This window comes from Ruegeria sp. E8, assembly GCF_056533985.1.
In genome coordinates this window covers 225,314-244,913 of record NZ_JBQFOY010000001.1, presented here as the reverse complement: position 1 = coordinate 244,913, position 19,600 = coordinate 225,314, and the positions used below count along the sequence as shown (strand labels likewise).

At 60.9% G+C, this 19,600-nt stretch carries 19 protein-coding genes; 8 read left to right on the top strand and 11 right to left on the bottom strand.

What is annotated here, in order from left to right; all coding sequences use genetic code 11:
- Positions 1 to 35 precede the first annotated feature (35 nt).
- Complete coding sequence (gene bcoG / locus ACR0LF_RS01255; protein WP_480573782.1) at positions 36 to 953, bottom strand: 3-dehydrocarnitine:acetyl-CoA trimethylamine transferase BcoG; 918 nt, start codon at positions 951 to 953, stop codon at positions 36 to 38.
- Positions 954 to 1,084: 131 nt separating this feature from the next.
- On the opposite strand from bcoG, the gene ACR0LF_RS01250 reads away from it, so the two are divergent.
- Positions 1,085 to 2,071, top strand: coding sequence for a GlxA family transcriptional regulator (locus ACR0LF_RS01250; RefSeq protein WP_480573779.1), 987 nt, complete (start codon positions 1,085 to 1,087; stop codon positions 2,069 to 2,071).
- A 71-nt stretch (positions 2,072 to 2,142) separates the two neighbouring features.
- Here the strand turns inward: ACR0LF_RS01250 and ACR0LF_RS01245 are convergent, their stop codons facing one another.
- From ACR0LF_RS01245 to ACR0LF_RS01235, 3 genes are read right to left on the bottom strand one after another with little or no spacing between them, the layout of a single operon-like run.
- Positions 2,143 to 3,189, bottom strand: coding sequence for an aldo/keto reductase (locus ACR0LF_RS01245; RefSeq protein WP_480573776.1), 1,047 nt, complete (start codon positions 3,187 to 3,189; stop codon positions 2,143 to 2,145).
- A 36-nt stretch (positions 3,190 to 3,225) separates the two neighbouring features.
- Positions 3,226 to 3,684 (bottom strand): DNA polymerase III subunit chi, encoded by a 459-nt coding sequence (locus ACR0LF_RS01240; RefSeq protein WP_480573773.1) that lies wholly within the window; start codon positions 3,682 to 3,684, stop codon positions 3,226 to 3,228.
- 4 nt (positions 3,685 to 3,688) lie between these two features.
- Positions 3,689 to 5,155 carry a leucyl aminopeptidase gene (locus ACR0LF_RS01235; RefSeq protein WP_480573770.1) on the bottom strand — a complete coding sequence of 489 codons (1,467 nt, stop codon included), beginning with the start codon at positions 5,153 to 5,155 and terminating at the stop codon, positions 3,689 to 3,691.
- A 229-nt stretch (positions 5,156 to 5,384) separates the two neighbouring features.
- On the opposite strand from ACR0LF_RS01235, the gene lptG reads away from it, so the two are divergent.
- The 5 genes from lptG (at position 5,385) to rsmA (ending at position 11,777) form a co-directional block, all read left to right on the top strand.
- A complete protein-coding gene (gene lptG, locus ACR0LF_RS01230; RefSeq protein ID WP_480573767.1) occupies positions 5,385 to 6,485 on the top strand; it encodes an LPS export ABC transporter permease LptG in 1,101 nt (366 codons plus the stop codon).
- Positions 6,485 to 8,644 carry an LPS-assembly protein LptD gene (locus tag ACR0LF_RS01225; RefSeq protein ID WP_480573764.1) on the top strand — a complete coding sequence of 720 codons (2,160 nt, stop codon included), beginning with the start codon at positions 6,485 to 6,487 and terminating at the stop codon, positions 8,642 to 8,644. Before lptG ends, ACR0LF_RS01225 begins: the two co-directional genes overlap by 1 nt.
- Positions 8,635 to 9,888 carry a peptidylprolyl isomerase gene (locus ACR0LF_RS01220; protein ID WP_480573762.1) on the top strand — a complete coding sequence of 418 codons (1,254 nt, stop codon included), beginning with the start codon at positions 8,635 to 8,637 and terminating at the stop codon, positions 9,886 to 9,888. The genes ACR0LF_RS01225 and ACR0LF_RS01220 overlap by 10 nt, the downstream gene beginning before the upstream one ends.
- Positions 9,885 to 10,850, top strand: coding sequence for a 4-hydroxythreonine-4-phosphate dehydrogenase PdxA (gene pdxA / locus ACR0LF_RS01215; RefSeq protein ID WP_480573759.1), 966 nt, complete (start codon positions 9,885 to 9,887; stop codon positions 10,848 to 10,850). Before ACR0LF_RS01220 ends, pdxA begins: the two co-directional genes overlap by 4 nt.
- A gap of 84 nt (positions 10,851 to 10,934) precedes the next feature.
- On the top strand, positions 10,935 to 11,777 hold the full coding sequence (rsmA, locus tag ACR0LF_RS01210; protein ID WP_480573756.1) for a 16S rRNA (adenine(1518)-N(6)/adenine(1519)-N(6))-dimethyltransferase RsmA: 843 nt from the start codon (positions 10,935 to 10,937) through the stop codon (positions 11,775 to 11,777).
- Positions 11,778 to 11,836: 59 nt separating this feature from the next.
- Here the strand turns inward: rsmA and ACR0LF_RS01205 are convergent, their stop codons facing one another.
- The 3 genes from ACR0LF_RS01205 to prfA form a co-directional block, all read right to left on the bottom strand.
- Entirely contained in the window at positions 11,837 to 12,430 is a 594-nt protein-coding gene (locus tag ACR0LF_RS01205; RefSeq protein ID WP_480573753.1) for a DUF4167 domain-containing protein, read from the bottom strand.
- A gap of 241 nt (positions 12,431 to 12,671) precedes the next feature.
- Positions 12,672 to 13,517: a peptide chain release factor N(5)-glutamine methyltransferase gene (gene prmC, locus ACR0LF_RS01200; RefSeq protein WP_480573750.1), complete on the bottom strand. Its 846-nt coding sequence runs from the start codon at positions 13,515 to 13,517 to the stop codon at positions 12,672 to 12,674.
- Positions 13,514 to 14,569 carry a peptide chain release factor 1 gene (gene prfA / locus ACR0LF_RS01195; protein ID WP_480576139.1) on the bottom strand — a complete coding sequence of 352 codons (1,056 nt, stop codon included), beginning with the start codon at positions 14,567 to 14,569 and terminating at the stop codon, positions 13,514 to 13,516. Before prfA ends, prmC begins: the two co-directional genes overlap by 4 nt.
- Before the next feature lie 62 nt (positions 14,570 to 14,631).
- Between prfA and ACR0LF_RS01190 the strand changes: the two genes are divergently transcribed.
- Positions 14,632 to 14,913 carry a hypothetical protein gene (locus ACR0LF_RS01190; protein WP_480573747.1) on the top strand — a complete coding sequence of 94 codons (282 nt, stop codon included), beginning with the start codon at positions 14,632 to 14,634 and terminating at the stop codon, positions 14,911 to 14,913.
- 15 nt (positions 14,914 to 14,928) lie between these two features.
- On the opposite strand, the gene ACR0LF_RS01185 is transcribed toward ACR0LF_RS01190, so the two are convergent.
- The 4 genes from ACR0LF_RS01185 to ACR0LF_RS01170 all read right to left on the bottom strand — a co-directional run bounded on the left by ACR0LF_RS01185 (position 14,929) and on the right by ACR0LF_RS01170 (position 18,625).
- Complete coding sequence (locus tag ACR0LF_RS01185) at positions 14,929 to 15,330, bottom strand: DUF1499 domain-containing protein (RefSeq protein ID WP_480573744.1); 402 nt, start codon at positions 15,328 to 15,330, stop codon at positions 14,929 to 14,931.
- A gap of 66 nt (positions 15,331 to 15,396) precedes the next feature.
- A complete protein-coding gene (speB, locus tag ACR0LF_RS01180) occupies positions 15,397 to 16,344 on the bottom strand; it encodes an agmatinase (RefSeq protein ID WP_480573741.1) in 948 nt (315 codons plus the stop codon).
- An 89-nt stretch (positions 16,345 to 16,433) separates the two neighbouring features.
- On the bottom strand, positions 16,434 to 17,408 hold the full coding sequence (gene speB, locus ACR0LF_RS01175; RefSeq protein ID WP_480573738.1) for an agmatinase: 975 nt from the start codon (positions 17,406 to 17,408) through the stop codon (positions 16,434 to 16,436).
- Positions 17,409 to 17,461: 53 nt separating this feature from the next.
- Positions 17,462 to 18,625 carry a M20 aminoacylase family protein gene (locus ACR0LF_RS01170; protein WP_480573735.1) on the bottom strand — a complete coding sequence of 388 codons (1,164 nt, stop codon included), beginning with the start codon at positions 18,623 to 18,625 and terminating at the stop codon, positions 17,462 to 17,464.
- Between the two features lie 66 nt (positions 18,626 to 18,691).
- On the opposite strand from ACR0LF_RS01170, the gene mazG reads away from it, so the two are divergent.
- On the top strand, positions 18,692 to 19,549 hold the full coding sequence (gene mazG / locus ACR0LF_RS01165) for a nucleoside triphosphate pyrophosphohydrolase (protein ID WP_480573732.1): 858 nt from the start codon (positions 18,692 to 18,694) through the stop codon (positions 19,547 to 19,549).
- Positions 19,550 to 19,600: the final 51 nt, after the last annotated feature.

Sequence of the window (19,600 nt, the reverse complement as noted above, 5' to 3'; positions counted from 1 at the left end):
GTTTGGGGGCTGGCCCCCAATCCTCCCGGCATCCATTACTTCGTCACGGGCGCCCGCTTGGTCAGCCCCAGCTTTTCACGAACCTCCTGCGGCCCGATGACCCGAGCGCCCATGTTCTCGATGATGGTTCCGGCCCGTTCAACCAGTTGCCAGTTCTCGGCCAGTACGCCCTTGCCCAGCCACAGGTTGTCCTCAAGGCCGACCCGCACGTTGCCGCCCGCCAGCACCGTGGCCGCGACATAGGCCATCTGGTTGCGCCCCAGCGAGAAGGCACTGAAGGTCCAGTCATCCGGCACGTTGTTGACCATCGCCATGAAAGTGTTCAGATCGTCCGGCGCGCCCCACGGAACGCCCATGCACAACTGAACCAGGGCGTTTGGCTCAAGAATCCCCTCTTTCACCAATTGCTTGGCAAACCACAGATGGCCGGTGTCGAAAGCCTCAATCTCGGGCTTCACCCCCATGTCGGTCATCATCTGCCCCATGGCCCGCAGCGCACCAGGTGTGTTGGTCATGACATAGTCGGCCTCGGCAAAGTTCATGGTGCCGCAGTCCAGCGTACAGATTTCAGGCAGGCATTCCACGATGTGAGCGACACGTTCAGACGCTCCAACCATGTCGGTTCCGGCTTCATTCACCGGAAACGGGCTTTCAACACCACCAAACACGATGTCCCCGCCCATCCCGGCGGTCAGGTTCAGAACCACGTCGACATCTGCGTCACGAATGCGGTCCGTCACCTCGCGATACAGGTCCAAACGGCGGCTGGGCGCACCAGATTCGGGATCGCGTACGTGGCAATGCACCACGGCTGCACCGGCCTTGGCCGCAGCAATCGCGCTGTCGGCAATCTGCTGCGGCGAGCGCGGTACATGCGGGCTGCGATCCTGCGTTCCACCCGAGCCAGTCACGGCACAGGTGATGAAGACGTCGCGGTTCATTTCCAGAGGCATAGCGTTTTCCCCAAGTTATACCCGGTTTTGACCTGAGTTTTCCCCAGGCTTCTCCCCGGATTCCGATTTGCGTTGCTTGCAACTCTGACGCAGCCTTGGGGAAACACTTGCCAGAATGCGAATCGAACTTGATGAAATCCGCAAAAAACATACTCCAACCCGAACATCGCGCCCTGAAAACGGCGGTGCTGGTGCTGGACGACTGCAACACGCTCAGCTTTGCCTCGGCGGTTGATCCGATGCGCGCGGCGAACCGGCTGGCGGATCGCCCGGCCTTCGTTTGGGACTATGTGACTGCCACCACGGAACCCGCGATGCTGACCAGCGCGTTAACCGTGCCCGGCATCCCGTTGGCCCGTTTGCAAGGCTGCGACCTGATGATCGTTGTGGCCGGGTTCCAACTGGCCCGCCATGCCACGCCCAGCCTGCTGGCCGGTCTGCGCCGCATCGCGGGCACCGGTGCCACCATGGCCGGGATCGACGGCGGCCCGTGGCTGCTGGCCGAGGCAGGCCTGCTGGACGGCCACGCCGCGACGACCCATTGGGAAGACCTCGACAATTTCGCGGCCCGCTTCCCCGAGGTCGACGTGCGCCCGGATCGGTTCACCGTCTCGGGCACCCGCCTGACGTCCGGTGGCGCGATCCCGGCGGTTGAAATGATGCTGCATATCATCGCCGCCCGCCACGGTGCGGGCTTTGCCGCGCGCGTGTCCGGCCTTTTCCTGTACGAAGGCGCACCAGACCCCGCCAAACCGCAAAGCCGTACCGGAGCCCCGCACCGCCACACCGCACTGACGGCCAAGGCCAATTCGCTGATGGAATCCTCTCTAGACGATCCCCTGCCGCTGGCGGATATCGCCGAAACGCTGGGCACCAGTTCCCGCACCCTGCAACAGCAATTCCGCCTGCGCCTGAACACCACCCCGCAGGACCACTACCTGCAACTCAGACTGGCCGAGGCCCGCCGCCTGGTCACCGATACCGACATGCCGCTGATGGATGTGGCAATCGCCACCGGCTTTGCCTCGCAATCCAGCTTCGCCCGCGCCTTCCGCACCGCCCATGGCTTGTCGGCCCGCGACCTCAGACAGGACCGCACGCAACCGACCCATCACTGACGGGATCCCCCTTCATCTGGCTAAAAATATCCCGGGGGAGCCGCCCGCAAGGGCGGCGGGGGCAGCGCCCCCTAAAACGGCATCGGATGCGCGCGATGAGCCTGATTTATCTCGGTAACCACGTCATCGGACAGGCGCAGATCTTTCCCGGCCAGAATATGCCGCAACTGCGTAGCTGAAGTCGCCCCAAAAATGGCCGACATCATGAACGGCCGGGTTCGGCACCAGGCCAGTGCCATATGCACCGGGTCCAGCCCATGCCGCGCGGCAATCTCAAGATAGGCCGCCACGGCATCGAACACGCGCGGTCCCTTGCGGCCCCCCATTTCGGGCACCAAGGACATACGCGAACCATCCGGAACCGCCCCATCCTGATACTTTCCAGTCAGAAAACCGGCACCGAGCGGTGAGAAAGCCATCAGGCCGACATCTTCATGCACACTCAGCTCACCCAAATCGGTGTCGAAATGGCGACACAGCAGCGAATACTCGTTCTGAACGGATGCCACGCGGGGGGCGCCGATCTGCTCGGCGAGCCGCAGCCATTGCGCCGTACCCCAGGCGCTTTCATTCGACAAACCAAAGGCGCGTATATTGCCCTTGCCGATCTGTGCCTGTAGCGCTTCAAGGCATTCCTGCATATTGTCCAGCACTTCGTCCGTATTATGCCCTGACGGTGCGTAGTCCCAATTCTGTCTGAACATGTAACTGCCTCGGTTCGGCCAGTGGAATTGGTAGAGATCAATGCACTCGGTCTGCAAGCGGCGCAGCGAGCCCTCGATCGCCTCGGGAATCGTCCGCGCGGAAATCGGCGCACCATCGCGGGCATGGGCAAATCCCGCGCCGGAATGCTTGGTCGCCAGCACGTAATCCCCCCGACGCGCCTTGTTGGCAGCATTCCAGTTCCCCAATATCTCCTCTGTCCGACCCACGGTCTCTTTCGAGACCGGATTCACCGGGTACATCTCGGCGGCGTCCACGAAATTGATTCCGGCTGCCAGAGCCATGTCGATCTGGGTATGAGCATCCGTCTCGGACGTCTGCGTGCCAAATGTCATCGTGCCAAGGCACAGATCCGTCACCATGATGCCCGTTCGGCCCAAAGGCTTCATTTCCATCCGTCAGTCTCCTGAGATCTTGTGAGTACCCAAGCTCTAGGCTTCGGCCTTTTTCTCCCACCGGCCCGATTCTTCAGACCAGTATTGCGCGGCACAACCTGCGCCGGTCAGGGCCTTCCACTGCCCCCGCGCGTGCTGGACAGCCTGCGCGTCATTGCCATCGAACAGGATGCAAACCCGCTCCAGCGCCGCAACCTCGTCCGGCTCGACCTGCGCGCCGTCCACGGCCATCACACAGGCCGGTTCGTTGGCGGCCTCCGGCCCGGTGGTCAGCAGAATCGGTTGCGCCGCGTCATGCGGTCCGCCCGCGCGACCATGTGGCAGGAACCCGTCCTCGGGCTCCAGCCACAGCTTTTCATCCAGCCAGTCCATCCGTGCAGGATCGGTGCCACGCACGGCAATCTTCCACCCGGCCTGCCGCGCCTTGTCCAGCAGAACCGGCAAGGTGTGCTCCAGCGGTTGACGGGTCAGGTGGTAGAAATAGACAGCGCCCATCGGCTTACTCGAAATTGTCCTGCACGAACCGGCTCAGCGCGCGCACGCCCCACCCGGTGGCCCCTTTGGGCGCATAGGATGTTTCAGACGACACCGAGGCCACACCCGCGATATCCAGGTGAATCCACGGCGTTTCCTCTTTCACAAAACGTTGCAGGAACTGCGCAGCGGTGATCGAACCCGCAGGACGTCCGCCCACATTCTTCATATCCGCAATGCGCGATTTTAGCATCTTGTCATAGGCATCGCCCAACGGCATCCGCCACGCGCCTTCGTCTTCGGCCTTGGCCGATTTCAGGAAGGCGTCGCAGAACGTGTCATTGTTAGAAAACACACCGGCATTCTCATGACCAAGCCCGATGATAATCGCCCCTGTCAGAGTGGCCAGATCGACCATGCCCACCGGCTCAAACCGCTCCTGCGCGTACCACATCACGTCGCACAAAACCAAACGGCCCTCGGCATCGGTGTTGATGATTTCGACCGTATCGCCCTTCATCGACTTGACCACATCGCCCGGACGGGTGGCATTGCCCGACGGCATATTCTCGACCAAACCGACCAGACCAACCACATTGGCCTTGGCCTTGCGTTTGGCCAGCGCCCGCATGGTGCCTGCGACAACGCCTGCACCGCCCATATCCATGGTCATCTCTTCCATGCCGCCCGCCGGTTTCAGCGAGATCCCCCCGGTGTCAAACACCACGCCCTTGCCGACCAGAGCCAGCGGCGCGTCATCCTTGTCGCCACCCCTCCAGTGCATCACGACCACCTTGGACGGGCTGTCCGAGCCTTGCCCGACGCTCAGCAAGGTGCGCATGCCCAGCTCGGCCAGTTTGTCTTCCTCCAGAACTTCGACCTCAAGGCCCAACTCCTGCATCTCAACCAGACGATCGGCGAATTCCGTCGTGGTCAGGACATTCGCAGGCTCGTTGGTCAGATCGCGGGTCATCCGAACGCCGTCGGCAATCGCATAGAGCGGTGCGAACTCCGCTTCGGCCTCGTTGGGTTTCGCATGGCTGATCGTGACCGTGCCAGACGTTTCGCTTTCCTTGGTTTTATGCGCGTCGAAATCATAGCTGCGCAGCGCAATTCCAAGCGCCATTTCTTCGGTCCGTACCTGATTGCCGACCATCACAAGCACGTCCTTGCCACCTGCCAGCTTGGCCAGTGCCGCACCCCCCTTGCGCGCTTCATCAGCCTCGGGACGGCGCGGCAGAACCAGAACATCCAGCGCTTCGGCCGACATCCCGGCCGGCCACGCCAGCGAGATCACATCGCCGGTCTTGGCTTTCCCGAATTTCTCACTTTCGACAAGCCGCGCCACGGCACCTTTGGTCAGGCGGTTGGCCCGACGGACAGCGGGGCTCATCTTGCCGTCGGCTGGAATAATTATGGCCACGCGCCCTTCGGCCTGCGCCATCGCATCCAAGTCAAACTCCTGAAAGCGGATCGGTACCAGACTGCTCATTGTAAACTCCTCAAATTCTGTTCCCCAAGACCTAGCCCGCACCGGACGGCTTGACCAGATAGCAGTTTTCCCCGCCATTCAATTGCAGTAAGGTCTCGAAAAAATAATCGGCAGGCTCGGGGGAGATAGAAGTGACACGAGAGGGCAGGCATACGCCGTCGCGCATGAGTCCATGCACGCGCGATCTCGGCCTGAACCCTGTTGTCACAGGCATGACGGGGGCCCATCCGTGATCCTCGACCGCTATTTTGCCCGCCGCTTCATGCAAAGCTTTCTGGTTATTGGCGGCATCTTTCTGACCCTGATGATTCTCATTGATCTGATCGAACAGATCCGCCGTTTTGACGAAGTTGATCTGTCTTTCGGTCAATTGCTGCACCTGACGCTGTTGAACACACCGGCAGCCATCAGCGAAATGCTGCCCTTGCTGGTCATCCTCTCCACCATCGCCCTGTTCGTCGGTCTCGCCCGCACGTCAGAGCTTGTGGTGACCCGCGCCACGGGCCGTTCCGGCATCCGCGCATTGGTTGCCCCGGCATTCCTGGCGCTGATCATCGGCGCGCTGGCGGTAACTTTGTTGAATCCCATCGCAGCGGCCACGTCCGAAGAGTTTCAGCGCCTGTCTGATTCTTACAAGAACAACGGCAGCTCGGCCCTGTCGATCAGCAGCGAGGGCCTGTGGCTGCGCCAGTCCGCGGAAAACGGTCAGGCTGTCATCCACGCCCGCGGCACCTCGAACGGAGAGACCCTGGGCCTTGACGACGTGACGATCACCACCTTTGCGCGGAACGGCAAACCGACCCAACAAATCGTCGCCGACCGGGCCGAACTGGAGGACGGAAACTGGGTCCTCTATCAGGCCAAAATCTGGAACTTGCAGGACGGGCAGAACCCTGAAACCAATTCGGCCGAGCACGAGCGTCTGGAATTGCCGACCTCGCTGACCCGGCAGCGGATCATGGATACGTTGGGTCAACAGGACTCGGTCTCGGTCTATGACCTGCCTCAATTGATCAGGGATTTGCGCGAAGCCGGGTTTTCGACCAAGCAATATGAGGTCTGGCTGCAGGTGCAGCTGGCCCGGCCGCTCTTTCTGGTTTCGATGGTGCTGATCGGGGCTGCCTTCACCATGCGCCACGTCCGTTTCGGCGGCACAGGAATTGCTGTGCTGACGGCGGTTCTGCTGGGTTTTGCCATCTACTTCGTCCGCAACTTTGCGCAAATCCTTGGGGAAAACGGACAATTGCCCATCTATATCGCTGCCTGGGCACCGCCCTTTGCCGCCATTCTACTGTCTCTTGGCCTTCTGCTTCATGCGGAGGACGGCTGATGCGGCGCATACTTCCTCTGCTGCTGACCAGTACAATTGCTCTTTCCGTTCCGATTGCTCTTGCAGCGCAGACCACCCCGGCTGCCCCACAGCAAGGCGCGCAAACGCAGGAAGAACCGGCCCTGCTGGTGGCCGACAAGGTCTTCATCACACCCGAGCGCAAGCTGGTGGCCGAAGGCAATGTCGAGGCGTTTCAGGGCGATACCAAACTGTCGGCCCAACGCATCATCTATGACCGCGAAACCGGTGAACTGACATTGGAAGGCCCCATTCGGGTCGATCAGGGCGGGCAATCAACCCTTTTGGCCGATTCGGGGCAATTGGACAGCGGAATTCAGAACGGCCTGCTGATCGGCGCTCGGATGGTATTCGACCAACAGGTCCAGATCGCCTCGGTTCAGGCAAAACGGGCCGCGGGCCGCTATACGCAATTCAGCAAAGTCTCGGCCACGTCCTGCCATGTCTGTGCCAATGGCAAGCCGCCGCTCTGGCAGATCCGGGCGCGCAAAGTCACGCATGACCAATTGGAACGGCAACTGTATTTCGAAGGGGCGCAGTTGCGGGTACTGGACTATCCGGTGTTTTACTTCCCCTATCTGCGCCTGCCCGATCCCACATTGGAACGCGCAACCGGATTTCTGGTGCCCTCGATCCGCAGCACGTCACAGTTGGGCACAGGAGTTCAGCTCCCGTATTTCTTCAAGCTGGGTGACCACAAGGACCTGACGCTGACACCTTATGTGTCAGCCAAGACCACGACGTTGGGATACCGCTACCGCCAAGCTTTCGTGAATGGGCGTATTCAGGTCGAAGGTGCCTATACCCGGGATGATGTGCAGCCCAATCAGGATCGAGGCTATCTATTCGCCAACGGCTGGTTCAACCTGAAGAACGACTTCCGGCTGACATTCAATCTGCAAACCGCCTCGGACGACGCCTATCTGGTTGACTACGGCCTGCCGGCGCCGGACCGTTTGCGCAGCGAAATCGCACTGGAACGGATCAAGCGCGACACCGCGTTCAAAACGGGCATCATCCACTATAAAACGCTGCGCGACAGCGAAAATCAGGATGAAATCCCATCGCGCGTCTTCGATTTGAACTACAGAAAACGGTTTTTCCCAAGCATGGTCGGAGGCGAAGTTCGGCTGGCCTTTATCGGCCATGCGCATGAACGCACCTCGGACGCCAACATTGTTGGCCGCGACATTGCGCGGGCGACATTCGATGCCGAATGGCTGCGCAGTTGGACCTTTGCATCCGGCCTGCGCGCGGATGCAACATTGGGCGCGTCTGTCGATACGTTCAACATTCGACATGACAGCAACTTTCCCAGCAACGTCACCCGCTCGACCCCGCGCGCGGCCCTGACGCTTCGTTACCCGATGACCCGCCGCGAAGACTCCGGCGCGGTTCAGTTTCTGGAACCGATCGCACAGTTCGGCTGGACCCATGTCTCGGACACCAACGTTCCAAACGACGAAAGCACCTTTCAGGAATTCGATCAGGGCAACCTGCTGGCCCTGTCCCGTTTTCCCGCCCCCGACCGACGCGAAGACGGTGCTACTGGTGTCATTGGCGTGAACTGGGCCCGATATGGTGCGGGCGGCTGGCGGGCCCTTGCGACTGTGGGGCAGGTTTTTCGGGCCGATGCCGATCCGAACTTCACGCTTACATCCGGATTGCAGGGCACAACGTCGGATTTGTTGCTGGCCGGCCAGATTGCCACAGCCAATGGCTGGTCGCTCAGCGGGCGCGGTCTGATCGATAGCGATTTCAGTTTCGTAAAGGCCGAAGTGCGCGGAGCCTGGAACTCCGAAAATGCCAGCTTGGGCGGCAGTTACATCTGGCAGGAACCGGACCCGGCCGAAAACATTGTGAACGAAATCTCCGAGATCCTGCTGATAGGCCGTTACCAGATCGACCAGAACTGGCTGACAAATGCCGACGCCCGCTATGATCTGGGCCAGTCCGAACCGATCCAATTGGGTCTTGGTGTGACCTATCAGAATGAATGCGTTCAGGTTAACATGTCCGTAAGCAGACGCTTTACTTCAACATCCACTATTGAGCCTTCGACAGAATTCGGGTTTACCGTGTCCCTAACAGGGTATGCCGTTGAAGGCGGTGGCAAGACATATAAGAGAACATGCAGTTGATAACAGGTTTCTCCAGGTTTCTCCGTTCCGGTTGGCTCAAACCGGTAGCGCCGGCACTCGCCGCCGCACTCCTCGCAGTTGCGACACCACAGGTCAGCGCACAAAGCCTGTTCTCACCCGCGATCCGCGTCAATCAGGACATTGTCACCTGGTACGAGCTGGAACAGCGCCTGCAATTCCTCAACGCTCTGGGCCTTCCCGGTGGCACTGAAGCCGACGTCAGGGATGCCCTGATCAATGAAAAACTGCGCAGGCAGGTGATGCGCGATGCGGGCGTGCAGGCCACACCCGAAGCCGTCCAAGTGGGTATCGACGAATTTGCTGCGCGCGGGCAACTGTCCACAGAACAGTTCCTGCAACTCCTGGGCCAACAGGGCGTGGACCCGGAAACTGTCCGTGATTTTGTCGCAGACCAACTGTCCTGGCGGGACTATATCAGCTCTCGCTACCTGTCGCAGGCCCGTCCGACCGAAGATGAAATTGATCGCGCCCTTGGGCAAACCGGTGGCGGCGGCCTGCAGGCTTTGATGTCCGAGATCATCATCCCGGTAAACCCGCAAACTGTCGCTCAGACCGAGCTGCTGGCCCAGGAAATCTCGCAATTGCAAGGGGTTGACGCGTTTTCCGCCGCCGCAGCCCAGTATTCTGCCGCCGCAACCCGCGGCGAAGGCGGTCGGCTGGACTGGCTGAATATCTCCGACCTGCCTCCAGCGCTGCAACCTGTTATTCTGGGGCTCCAGAACGGTGAGATTACCGATCCAATCTCGCTGCCAAACGCCGTTGCCCTGTTCCAGCTGCGCGGGCTGCGAGAGGTTGCGAGCGGCGCACCCAATATCTCCAAACTGGATTATGCCATCTATTACATGCCAGGTGGCCGCAGCGCCGAAACGCTGTCGCGCGCAGCCGAACTGAGGGAAGAGATCGACACCTGCGACGACCTCTATGGAATCGCCAAGGATCAACCCCCCGAAGTTCTGGACCGTATCGAAGCAGCCCCATCCGAAGTACCCCGCGATGTGGCCGTGGAACTGGCCAAGCTGGATCGGAACGAGATATCAACAACTCTCACCCGCAACAACGGTCAGACGCTGATGTTCCTGATGCTGTGCAACCGCACCCGCGATCTGGGTGAAAACACCTCGCGGGCGGATGTTGCAAATGCGCTGGCGCAACAACGTTTGCAGGCCTTTGCCGAAAGTCTGGTAGAACAGCTGCGGGCTGACGCTGTCATTGTTCAGGAATGATCCGCCCAATCGCGCTCAGCTGCGGTGAACCGGCCGGAATCGGACCGGAAATCGCAGCCAAGGCGTGGGCAGAATTGCGCGGTGTCTGTCCGTTTTTCTTTGTCGGCGACGCCAGCCACCTGCCCTCCGACACACCTATTGCGAAAATCGAAAACCCCGCGCAAACCCTCGAAGTCTGCGACCAGGCCCTGCCCGTCCTGCAACTCGATTTCCCCGCTCCGAACGTGGCCGGTCAACCGGACCCGGCCAACGCACCTTCGGTGATCGATGCCATCGAAACCGGCGTTGACCTCGTGAAATCCGGAGAGGCTGCGGCGCTTTGCACCGCACCCATCCACAAAAAGGCCCTGATCGACGGGGCCGGGTTCAGCTATCCCGGCCATACGGAATTTCTGGCCGCCTTGTCCGGAAAGGACAGAGTGGTGATGATGCTGGCCAGCGACCAGTTGCGGGTTGTCCCTGCCACAATCCATATCCCCCTGTCACAAGTGCCCGCCGCGCTGACCCCGGATCTTCTGCGTGAAACGATAGAAATCACCGCGCGCGGCCTGCGCGATCAGTTCGGCATCGCCACCCCCCGTATCGCCATTGCGGGCCTCAACCCCCACGCCGGAGAAGGCGGCAAGATGGGCAGTGAAGAGCTTGACTGGATCGCCCCAATGCTGGCCGATCTGAATCCCGAAGGTGTCGTCCTCACAGGCCCCCACCCGGCGGATACCCTGTTTCATGCCGCCGCACGCGCCCGTTATGACGCCGCCATCGCCATGTATCACGACCAGGCTCTGATCCCGATCAAGACGCTGGATTTCGACCGCGGCGTGAATGTCACCCTCGGCCTGCCCTTCATCCGCACCTCACCCGACCACGGCACGGCTCTCGACATTGCCGGGAAAGGCATCGCCAACCCCACCAGCCTGATCGAAGCCCTGAAACTCGCCCAACGCATGGCACAAAGCTCTTGATCCTTCACCTGGCTGAAAATATCCCCGCCGGAGGCAAAAAATCTCTGGCGCTGCCCCTGCGGCCTGCGCCACGGTAATCGGATCATGAGCGCTATCGACACCCTCCCCCCTCTACGTGAGGTCATCGCGACCCATCAGCTCTCGGCGCGTAAGTCGCTGGGGCAGAACTTCCTGCTGGACCTCAACCTGACCGCCAAGATCGCCCGTCAGGCCGGGGACCTGACAGAATGCGACGTGCTGGAAATCGGTCCCGGGCCGGGCGGACTGACCCGAGGGCTCCTGTCCGAAGGTGCGCGCAAAGTTGTGGCGGTAGAAAAAGACACCCGTTGCATCGCGGCCCTGAACGACATTGCCGCTGCCTATCCCGGCAGGCTCGAGGTCATCAACGGTGACGCGCTTGAAATCAACCCGCTCGACCACCTGACGCCCCCCATCCGCATCGCGGCCAACCTGCCCTACAACGTGGGCACCGAGCTTCTTGTGCGCTGGCTGACACCACCGGAATGGCCGCCCTTCTGGCAGAGCCTGACCCTGATGTTCCAGCGCGAGGTGGCCGAGCGCATCGTGGCTCAACCCGGCAGCAAAGCCTATGGCCGCCTCGCAATTCTTGCCCAATGGCGTGCCGAAGCGCGCATCGCCATGTCCCTGCCGCCCGGTGCCTTCACCCCGCCGCCCAAGGTCTCCAGCGCCGTGGTCCACCTGACCGCCCTGCCCGAGCCCCGGTACCCTGCCGACGCGGCAACCTTGTCCCGTGTCGTAGCCGCCGCCTTCAACCAGCGTCGCAAGATGCTGCGTGCCTCGCTCAAAGGGGTGGCTCCGGATATCGAAGACCGGCTTTTGGCCGCAGGTATCCAACCGACAGAACGCGCCGAACAAGTCCCGCTGGAAGCGTTCTGTGCTCTGGCACGCGAAGTCAAAAAAGCCTGATTGCATGAAAAAAGCCCCGGGTCTGAACCACGGGGCTTTTTTCATTTCTGATACTGATCTTACTCAGCGGCTTCCGGAGCGTCACCTTTGTCGGCAGGTGCCTCTTCCGCCGCAGCAGGCGCAGGCTTTGGCTTGCGGGCGCGTGGCTTGCGCGCAGGCTTTTCCTTGCGCGGGGCCTCTTCCGGCGTCTCGACAACCGGTGCCTCTTTGCTCTCCGGCGTCTCGACCAGACCGCTGTCCGGATCCGAAGACTGATGCGACAGGTCCATCACGTCGGGCTGCGGGGCCTCGGCCGGATCAGCCTGACGGGCTGCTTCACGTTCCTGACGCTCGGCGCGTTCACGATCTCGCTCGGCCTGCCGTTCGCGGTTCTGGCGTTCCTGCTCTTCGCGGCGCGCTTCAATCTCGCGCTGCGCTTCGCTCAGCATACGCAGGTAGTGTTCCGCATGCTGCTGAAAGTTCTCGGCGGCCACGCGGTCATTCGACAACTGCGCGTCACGAGCCAACTGGTTATATTTGTCAATGATCTGCTGTGGCGTGCCACGCACTTTGCCCTCGGGACCCGAGCTGTCAAAAACCCGGTTTACGACGTTGCCGCCGGAGGGGCGATTGCGGTTGTTCTTGGCCCGCGAGCGGGATTTGGAAGATCTCATCTTACTTTACGTCAGCCTTATCAATGCGCTGTCGCTCAACCCGTGTTTTGCACTGCTCTGAGGCGTTTGCCGTGACGGGATGTCGACTTTTTTGGGCTTGGCGTCAGGGGTGCGCTGCAACAGCGTCAACCTCGCCGACTAATCCTGAGTAAACATGTCCTGACCGCACAGACAAGAGGAATCTGGAGTTTTCACAAGCTTTTTTGTTCAAGGCAGCGTTTTTTGGCCTCAAATCACCGTTTCAACCCGGCATTTTTGCGCCGACAACCCGGTCGCGCCCGTCCAGATCGGGGATCACGCGGATTTCCACCAGACCCGCTGCGTCAAACAAGGCAGACACCAAATTTGCCTGCGTCGGGCCGATTTCCACCAGTATCCGCCCACCGGGCAACAGAAAATCCGGGGCCGAGGCCGCAATCCGCCGATACGCGCCCAAACCGTCCCCTTCATCCGTCAGCGCCATGCGCGGCTCATGTTCCCGCACTTCGGGCGAAAGATCCTCCATCTCAGAGATCGAAATGTAAGGCGGATTAGAAACAATGAGGTCAAATTGACCCTCAATGTTTTCAAACCAATTCGACTGCACGATCTCGGCCCGCCCTTGCACCTGGTGGTACACCGCGTTGGCGCTGGCCTGAAGACAGGCAGCCTCGCTCAGATCGCCGCCCGTGCCCGAGGCGCTGCTGCGTTCCGCAAGCAGCGTGACCAGAATACAACCTGAGCCCACGCCCAAATCCAGAACATAATCGAACGGTTCGCTCAACGCCGCTTCGATCAAGGTTTCGGTTTCCGGGCGCGGATCCAGAACATCCCGGCTGACGCGAAACCTGCGCCCATAGAACTCGCGCTCGCCCAGCAAATGCGACACCGGCACCCGAATGGCGCGCAAGGAGATCAACTGGTCATAGCGCTCGGCAATCTCGGGCTGCAATTCCTCGGGAGCTATCAGCGTGACTCGGCTGGCCTCGATCCGGGCCGCATGGGCCAGCAACAAACGCGCATCCCGCGCCGGGTCTTCGACGCCGGCCGCTCGTAAACGCGCCGTTGCGGCCACCATGGCCTGCGCTGCTGTTTGTAGGCCGGTCATTGCGCCATCTCAGCCAGCAGCCGCGCCTGATCGTCTGCGGTCAGCGCGTCGATGACCTCGTCCAGATCGCCCTGCATCACCTGATCCAGCTTGTAGAGGGTCAGGTTGATCCGGTGATCCGTCATCCGACCTTGCGGGAAGTTATAGGTGCGAATGCGCTCCGAGCGGTCGCCCGAGCCCACCTGGCTGGCGCGATCTGCCGAGCGTTCGCTGTCAATCCGCTGCCGCTCCAGATCATAAAGCCGCGTCTTCAGCACCTGCATGGCGATCTCGCGGTTGCGGTGCTGGGACTTCTCAGAACTGGTGACAACCAACCCCGTCGGAAGGTGCGTGATCCGCACCGCCGAGTCGGTGGTGTTCACATGCTGTCCCCCCGCGCCCGAACTGCGCATGGTATCGATGCGGATATCATTCGCGTCGATCTGGATGTCCACATCCTCGGCCTCGGGCAGAACCGCCACGGTTGCGGCCGATGTATGGATCCGCCCGCCGCTTTCAGTCTCGGGCACGCGCTGCACCCGGTGCACGCCGGATTCGTACTTCATCCGGGCAAAGACGTTGTCGCCTTTGATGTGGGCCACCACCTCTTTGATCCCACCCAGATCCGAGGCCTGTTCTTCGATGATCTCAAACTGCCAGCCCCGCGCCTCGGCATAGCGCTGATACATGCGCAGCAGATCGCCCGCGAACAACGCCGCCTCATCCCCACCGGTACCGGGGCGGATTTCCAGCATCGCCGGGCGCGCATCTGCCGCGTCTTTCGGCAACAGAGCCAGTTGCAACGCATGTTCCGCCTCGGGGATGCGCGACTGAAGGTCGGGAATTTCCTCTTCGGCCAGTTCCTTCATATCCGGATCAGCCAGCATCGCTTCGGCCTCGGCCAGATCGGAAACCAACTGGCGCCAGGCCATGATCTGGTCGACCACCGGTTTGAGGTCGGAATATTCCTTGGCCAGCGTCGCGATATCACCACCCGACGCGCCATCGGCCATGGCTGCTTCGAGGTATTGGAAACGCTGGGTTATCTGTTCAAGACGTTCTTCGGGGATCATCCCGGCGGTGTCTCTCATCCAAGGGCTTTGGTCAAGGGCAACGTCATGCTAAGCTTGCCGCCATGAAACGGGTTTTGCTTGCTCTGCTGCTGACATCCACTCCGGTTTTCGCCGATTATATCGGCCCGGACGGCAAGACCCGCGATTGCTATTGCACCGACAGATCTGGCTCCCGGATAGAACTGGGTGAGATGATCTGCCTGCAAGTCGACGGCCGCATGTTCACCGCGCAATGTCAGATGTCCCTGAACGTGCCCATGTGGCGCGAAGTACAGGAAGGATGCTTGTCGTCTGGGTTGCAGAGTGAACCAGCTGATCAATTCGAAACGAGTGATGCGTCCTGAGCGACAATTGAACAGTCAAAACTGCTCCAACCACCCATCAACCCGTGCCTTGTTCACCCCGAAATCCCTGCGACCAAACCTCAGACGGCCATGGATGCGCAGGGTGTCTCCGTCCTGCTGAACGGTGGTGTAGTCGGGAAAACCGAGCCATTTCGTTCGGGTGACATAGGTGATCATGCCATCATCTACCGACCCCGCCAGAACCGAAGTGCGCGGTGTGGCGCGCGCGATCTGGTCAAGGCGCTGCAACCCATCCGGGCCGGTTTCAACGCTCCGAACCACACCGTTCGGCAAGTCCTTATTTTCGGCAACAACCGGCGCAATATGCCATCGCTCGGGATCTGACGGGGCCAGCCGGATAAATGCGCCCAACCCGAGCACAGCCGCAATCACCGCCCAAAGAACCATCTTTTTCATCCCGTTCCGTCCCGTTAGGCAAACCCTATGCGGATCAGGCGCCGAGGCAAGCCGATGCCGCCCGGTTTACCGCGACGTCACGCCCGGCAGGATGCACAGCATCTCGTAAATCAGGTTCGCCGCCGTCAGCGCCGTATTCCCCGACGGATCATAGGGCGGAGAGACCTCGACCAGATCGCACCCCACCACATTCACACCGCCCAACGCGTGGATCAGTTGCAGCGCCTGTGGCGTGGTCAGCCCGGCGATTTCGGGCGTACCGGTACCGGGGGCAAATGCCGGATCCAGGCTGTCGATATCATAGGTGATGTAAACCGGATGATCCCCGACCGTTTTGCGGATCTGCGAACCGATCTGGGTCAGGTTCTGCTGCCACAAATCCCACGCCGGAAACTGCTTGAACCCCCAATCCCGCGCCTCGGCAAAATCCGCGGCCGCATAACCCGAACCGCGAATGCCGATCTGGAAGGTCTTGTCGGGGACGATAAGCCCCTCTTCATAGGCGCGGCGAAAAACGGTGCCGTGGGTCTCACGCTCGCCGAACATCTCGTCATTCACATCCGCATGGGCATCCACATGAACCAAAGCCACTGGCCCGTGCTTTGCCGCAATGGCCCGCAGGATCGGCAGGGTGATCGAATGATCGCCCCCCATCGCCACGGGGATCACGTTCTGCGCCAGAATCCCACCATAGCTTTCCCTGATGATCTTCAAACTGTCGGCCAGCGAGAAAGTATTGATCGCCAGATCCCCGATATCGGCGATTTGCAGGCTGTCAAACGGGGCCGCTGACGTGGCCATGTTGTAAGGCCGGATCATCGCGCTTTCACTGCGAATCTGTTTCGGCCCGAACCGCGTGCCCGACCGCCACGAGGTGCCGATATCCATCGGCACCCCCAGCACCGCCACATCCAGCCCCGCCAGCGAGGCCGCCTGCGGCAGGCGCATGAACGTGTTCGGCCCCGAAAATCGCGCCAGATCATTACCGCTGACCGGTTGATTGAATTCAGTCATGCGCGTTTGTTCCCATCCCTGTAAGTCTATTGATCCAGCACATACCGGTATTATGGCTAACCATTGGTTAACACGAGGCCTGCGTGGATTTACGTCTTCGCCTCTGCCAGCTTGTCCCACCCCAGCAGGCAGATAATCTGCGTCGCCACATGGGCCCCCGCAATCGCCGTCGCGCCAGACGTGTCGAAGGGCGGAGAGACCTCGACCACGTCGCCGCCCTTGATGTTGATCCCGGCAATGTCGCGCAGGATGATCTGCGCCTGGATCGAGCTCAACCCGCCCCAGACCGGCGTGCCCGTGCCGGGGGCAAAGGCCGGGTCCAGACCGTCGATGTCAAAGCTCAGATAGACGGGACTGTCGCCCAGAATGCCCTTGACCTTCTGTGCCACAGCGGCGGGGCCGGATTCATACACCTCGCGCGCATCGATGATGTTCACGCCCAGCGTATCCTCGTTGGTGGTGCGGATACCCACCTGAACGGACCGATTCGGGTCCACGATCCCCGACTTCACCGCCTTGTAGAACATGGTCCCGTGATCAACGCGGGACATGTCGTCATCGGCCCAGGTATCGGTATGCGCATCGAATTGCAGCAGCGACATGGGCCCGAATTTCTCGGCATAGGCTTTCAGGATCGGAAAGCTGATATAGTGGTCCCCGCCCAGCGTGACCGAGGCCACATCCGCCGCCAGAATGTTGCGGATATGATCCGTCAGCGTGTCGGGAAAGGCCGGGATGTTGGCATAGTCATAGGCCATGTCGCCATAATCCACGATCGCCAGTTCGCTCAGCGGATCATATGGCCAGCCATAGGGTGCGTCGGGCGATTGCAGCGCGCTGGCCTCGCGGATCGCGCGTGGACCAAGACGCGTGCCGGGCCGGTTGGTCACGGCCTGATCGAAGGGCACGCCGGTCACGGCAATATCCACCCCTTTCAGATCCTTGGTGTACAGGCGGCGCAGAAAGGATGTCGCGCCACCGAACGTGTTTTCGTATGACAGCCCTTTCAGGTCCGGGTTGGTGAATGCTTCATCCACCTGGTTCTTTGCATCTTCCAATGCCATATCGGGTCTCTTTCCTCCCCAAAATTCCCGCTGGGTGGCGACGCACGCAAACGTCAAGCCAAAGGCAGCGCCCTCTCCACGATCCTCGCGAAAAAGGATGCCCCCACCGGCGCGATCTCGTCGTTAAAGTTATACTTGGGATGATGCAGGCCAGCGGTGTCGCCCTGCCCCACGAACAGATACGCCCCCGGACGGGCCTGAAGCATGTAGGAAAAATCCTCAGCCCCCATGTCGCGCCCCAGCGTATCGATCACACGGTCCTCTCCGGACACCTCTCTGGCCACTTCGGCGGCAAAGGCGCATTTCCGCACGTCGTTAATCGTGGCGGGATAACCCACCTGATAATCCAGCTTAGCCTCGACCCCGTACGAGGCCGCCTGACCCGCAACGATCTGTTCCATACGCTCCATCACCATTTTCTGGACGGCCGGATCAAATGTGCGCACGGTTCCGTTCAGATAGGCAGTATCCGGGACCACGTTGTTGACCGTCCCGGCATGGATCTGCGTCACGGACACGACAAGATCATCGACGGCATAGTGGTTCCGGCTGACAATCGTCTGAATGGCCTGCGCTATGCCACAGGCCGCCATCACCGGATCGCGGGTCTGATGCGGCAACGCCGCGTGCCCGCCCATGCCCTGAACGTGAATCTCGAACGTGTCGACTGCGGCCATGATCGGACCCGGAGTCGTATAGAACGCGCCCTCGGGCTTGCCCGGATCATTGTGCAGGGCATAGACCTCGGCAATGCCGAACTGGTCCAGGATGCCTTCCTGCACCATGACATTGGCCCCGCCACCCTCTTCTTCGGCCGGCTGAAAGATCAGCGCCACTCGGCCCGCGAAATTCCGTGTTTCGGCCAAGTATCGCGCCGCCCCCAACAGCATCGTGGTGTGCCCGTCATGACCGCAGGCGTGCATCTTGCCGGGGTTCTTCGAGGCATACTCGACACCCGTTTCCTCAGGGATCGGCAACGCGTCCATATCCGCACGCAGGCCAATGGTCGGCCCTTCACCCTGCCCATTGATGATTGCGACCATGCCGGTCTTGGCGATCCCTTCATGCAGCTCATCCACTCCGAACTCGCGCAGACGCTCGGCCACGAAGGCGGCGGTTTCATAGCATTCGAACTCCAGTTCCGGGATCGTGTGCAGGTGCTGGCGCCACTGGGCCATATCGGCGGCGAAATCGGCAATTCGGTTGACGACGGGCATCTGGGGTGGACTCCTGATCACGACTGCGGGATGGATGCATCTGACACCGGAACGAAAGGGTTCGCAATGGCTGATACTTCGCTGATTCACGACAGTGACGCTGGGATCGAGCGTTTGCTGGAAATCATGCGCCGCCTGCGCGACCCGCAAACCGGCTGCCCGTGGGATATCGAACAGGATTTCGCCACCATCGCGCCCTACACGATCGAGGAAGCCTATGAGGTCGCCGACGCCATCGAACGTGAAGCCTATGATGAGCTGAAAGGAGAGTTGGGCGATCTGCTGTTCCAATCCGTCTTCCATGCACAAATGGCTGAAGAAGCCGGGCATTTCACCTTTCAGGACGTGGTACGCACCATGTCGGACAAGATGGTCGTGCGTCATCCGCATGTGTTCGGTGACGAATCCCGCGACAAGTCCGCGGAACAGCAAACCTTGGATTGGGAGGCGATCAAAGCCGCCGAACGCGCGGGCAATGAACAGAAAGGCGCGCTGGACGGCGTGGCCGCAAACCTGCCCGCCCTGCTACGCGCGCACAAGCTGCAAAAACGCGCCGCCCGCGTTGGGTTCGACTGGCCCGATGCCAGCCACGTGCTGGCCAAGATCACCGAAGAGGCCGCCGAACTGGAAGAGGCGCGCGACAGCATGGACGCCGACGCGCTTGAGGATGAATTCGGAGACCTCTTGTTCGTCATGGTCAATCTGGGCCGTCATCTGGGTATCGAACCCGAGGCCGCCCTGCGCCGCACCAACGCCAAGTTCACCCGCCGGTTCGAACAGGTCGAGGCGCGGCTGGCCACGCGCGGCAAGACCCCGCAGCAAAGCGATCTGGCCGAGATGGACGCGCTGTGGGACGAGGTGAAGACCGAAGAACACCGCGCCAACGGCAAACTCCCGCCGGTCAGCGCAGTGGCCGACACGTAAAACGGGTAGACAAGCGCGGTTACACTTGCCAGTGTCCGACCTTCACCACCC

Bases quoted from the DNA above. Each gene is read 5' to 3' on its own strand.
- bcoG (WP_480573782.1), bottom strand. From the start codon at position 953: ATGCCTCTGGAAATGAACCGCGACGTCTTCATCACCTGTGCCGTGACT.
- ACR0LF_RS01250 (WP_480573779.1), top strand. From the start codon at position 1,085: ATGAAATCCGCAAAAAACATACTCCAACCCGAACATCGCGCCCTGAAA.
- ACR0LF_RS01245 (WP_480573776.1), bottom strand. From the start codon at position 3,189: ATGGAAATGAAGCCTTTGGGCCGAACGGGCATCATGGTGACGGATCTG.
- ACR0LF_RS01240 (WP_480573773.1), bottom strand. From the start codon at position 3,684: ATGGGCGCTGTCTATTTCTACCACCTGACCCGTCAACCGCTGGAGCAC.
- ACR0LF_RS01235 (WP_480573770.1), bottom strand. From the start codon at position 5,155: ATGAGCAGTCTGGTACCGATCCGCTTTCAGGAGTTTGACTTGGATGCG.
- ACR0LF_RS01225 (WP_480573764.1), top strand. From the start codon at position 6,485: ATGCGGCGCATACTTCCTCTGCTGCTGACCAGTACAATTGCTCTTTCC.
- ACR0LF_RS01220 (WP_480573762.1), top strand. From the start codon at position 8,635: ATGCAGTTGATAACAGGTTTCTCCAGGTTTCTCCGTTCCGGTTGGCTC.
- pdxA (WP_480573759.1), top strand. From the start codon at position 9,885: ATGATCCGCCCAATCGCGCTCAGCTGCGGTGAACCGGCCGGAATCGGA.
- rsmA (WP_480573756.1), top strand. From the start codon at position 10,935: ATGAGCGCTATCGACACCCTCCCCCCTCTACGTGAGGTCATCGCGACC.
- ACR0LF_RS01205 (WP_480573753.1), bottom strand. From the start codon at position 12,430: ATGAGATCTTCCAAATCCCGCTCGCGGGCCAAGAACAACCGCAATCGC.
- prmC (WP_480573750.1), bottom strand. From the start codon at position 13,517: ATGACCGGCCTACAAACAGCAGCGCAGGCCATGGTGGCCGCAACGGCG.
- prfA (WP_480576139.1), bottom strand. From the start codon at position 14,569: ATGATCCCCGAAGAACGTCTTGAACAGATAACCCAGCGTTTCCAATAC.
- ACR0LF_RS01190 (WP_480573747.1), top strand. From the start codon at position 14,632: ATGAAACGGGTTTTGCTTGCTCTGCTGCTGACATCCACTCCGGTTTTC.
- ACR0LF_RS01185 (WP_480573744.1), bottom strand. From the start codon at position 15,330: ATGAAAAAGATGGTTCTTTGGGCGGTGATTGCGGCTGTGCTCGGGTTG.
- speB (WP_480573741.1), bottom strand. From the start codon at position 16,344: ATGACTGAATTCAATCAACCGGTCAGCGGTAATGATCTGGCGCGATTT.
- speB (WP_480573738.1), bottom strand. From the start codon at position 17,408: ATGGCATTGGAAGATGCAAAGAACCAGGTGGATGAAGCATTCACCAAC.
- ACR0LF_RS01170 (WP_480573735.1), bottom strand. From the start codon at position 18,625: ATGCCCGTCGTCAACCGAATTGCCGATTTCGCCGCCGATATGGCCCAG.
- mazG (WP_480573732.1), top strand. From the start codon at position 18,692: ATGGCTGATACTTCGCTGATTCACGACAGTGACGCTGGGATCGAGCGT.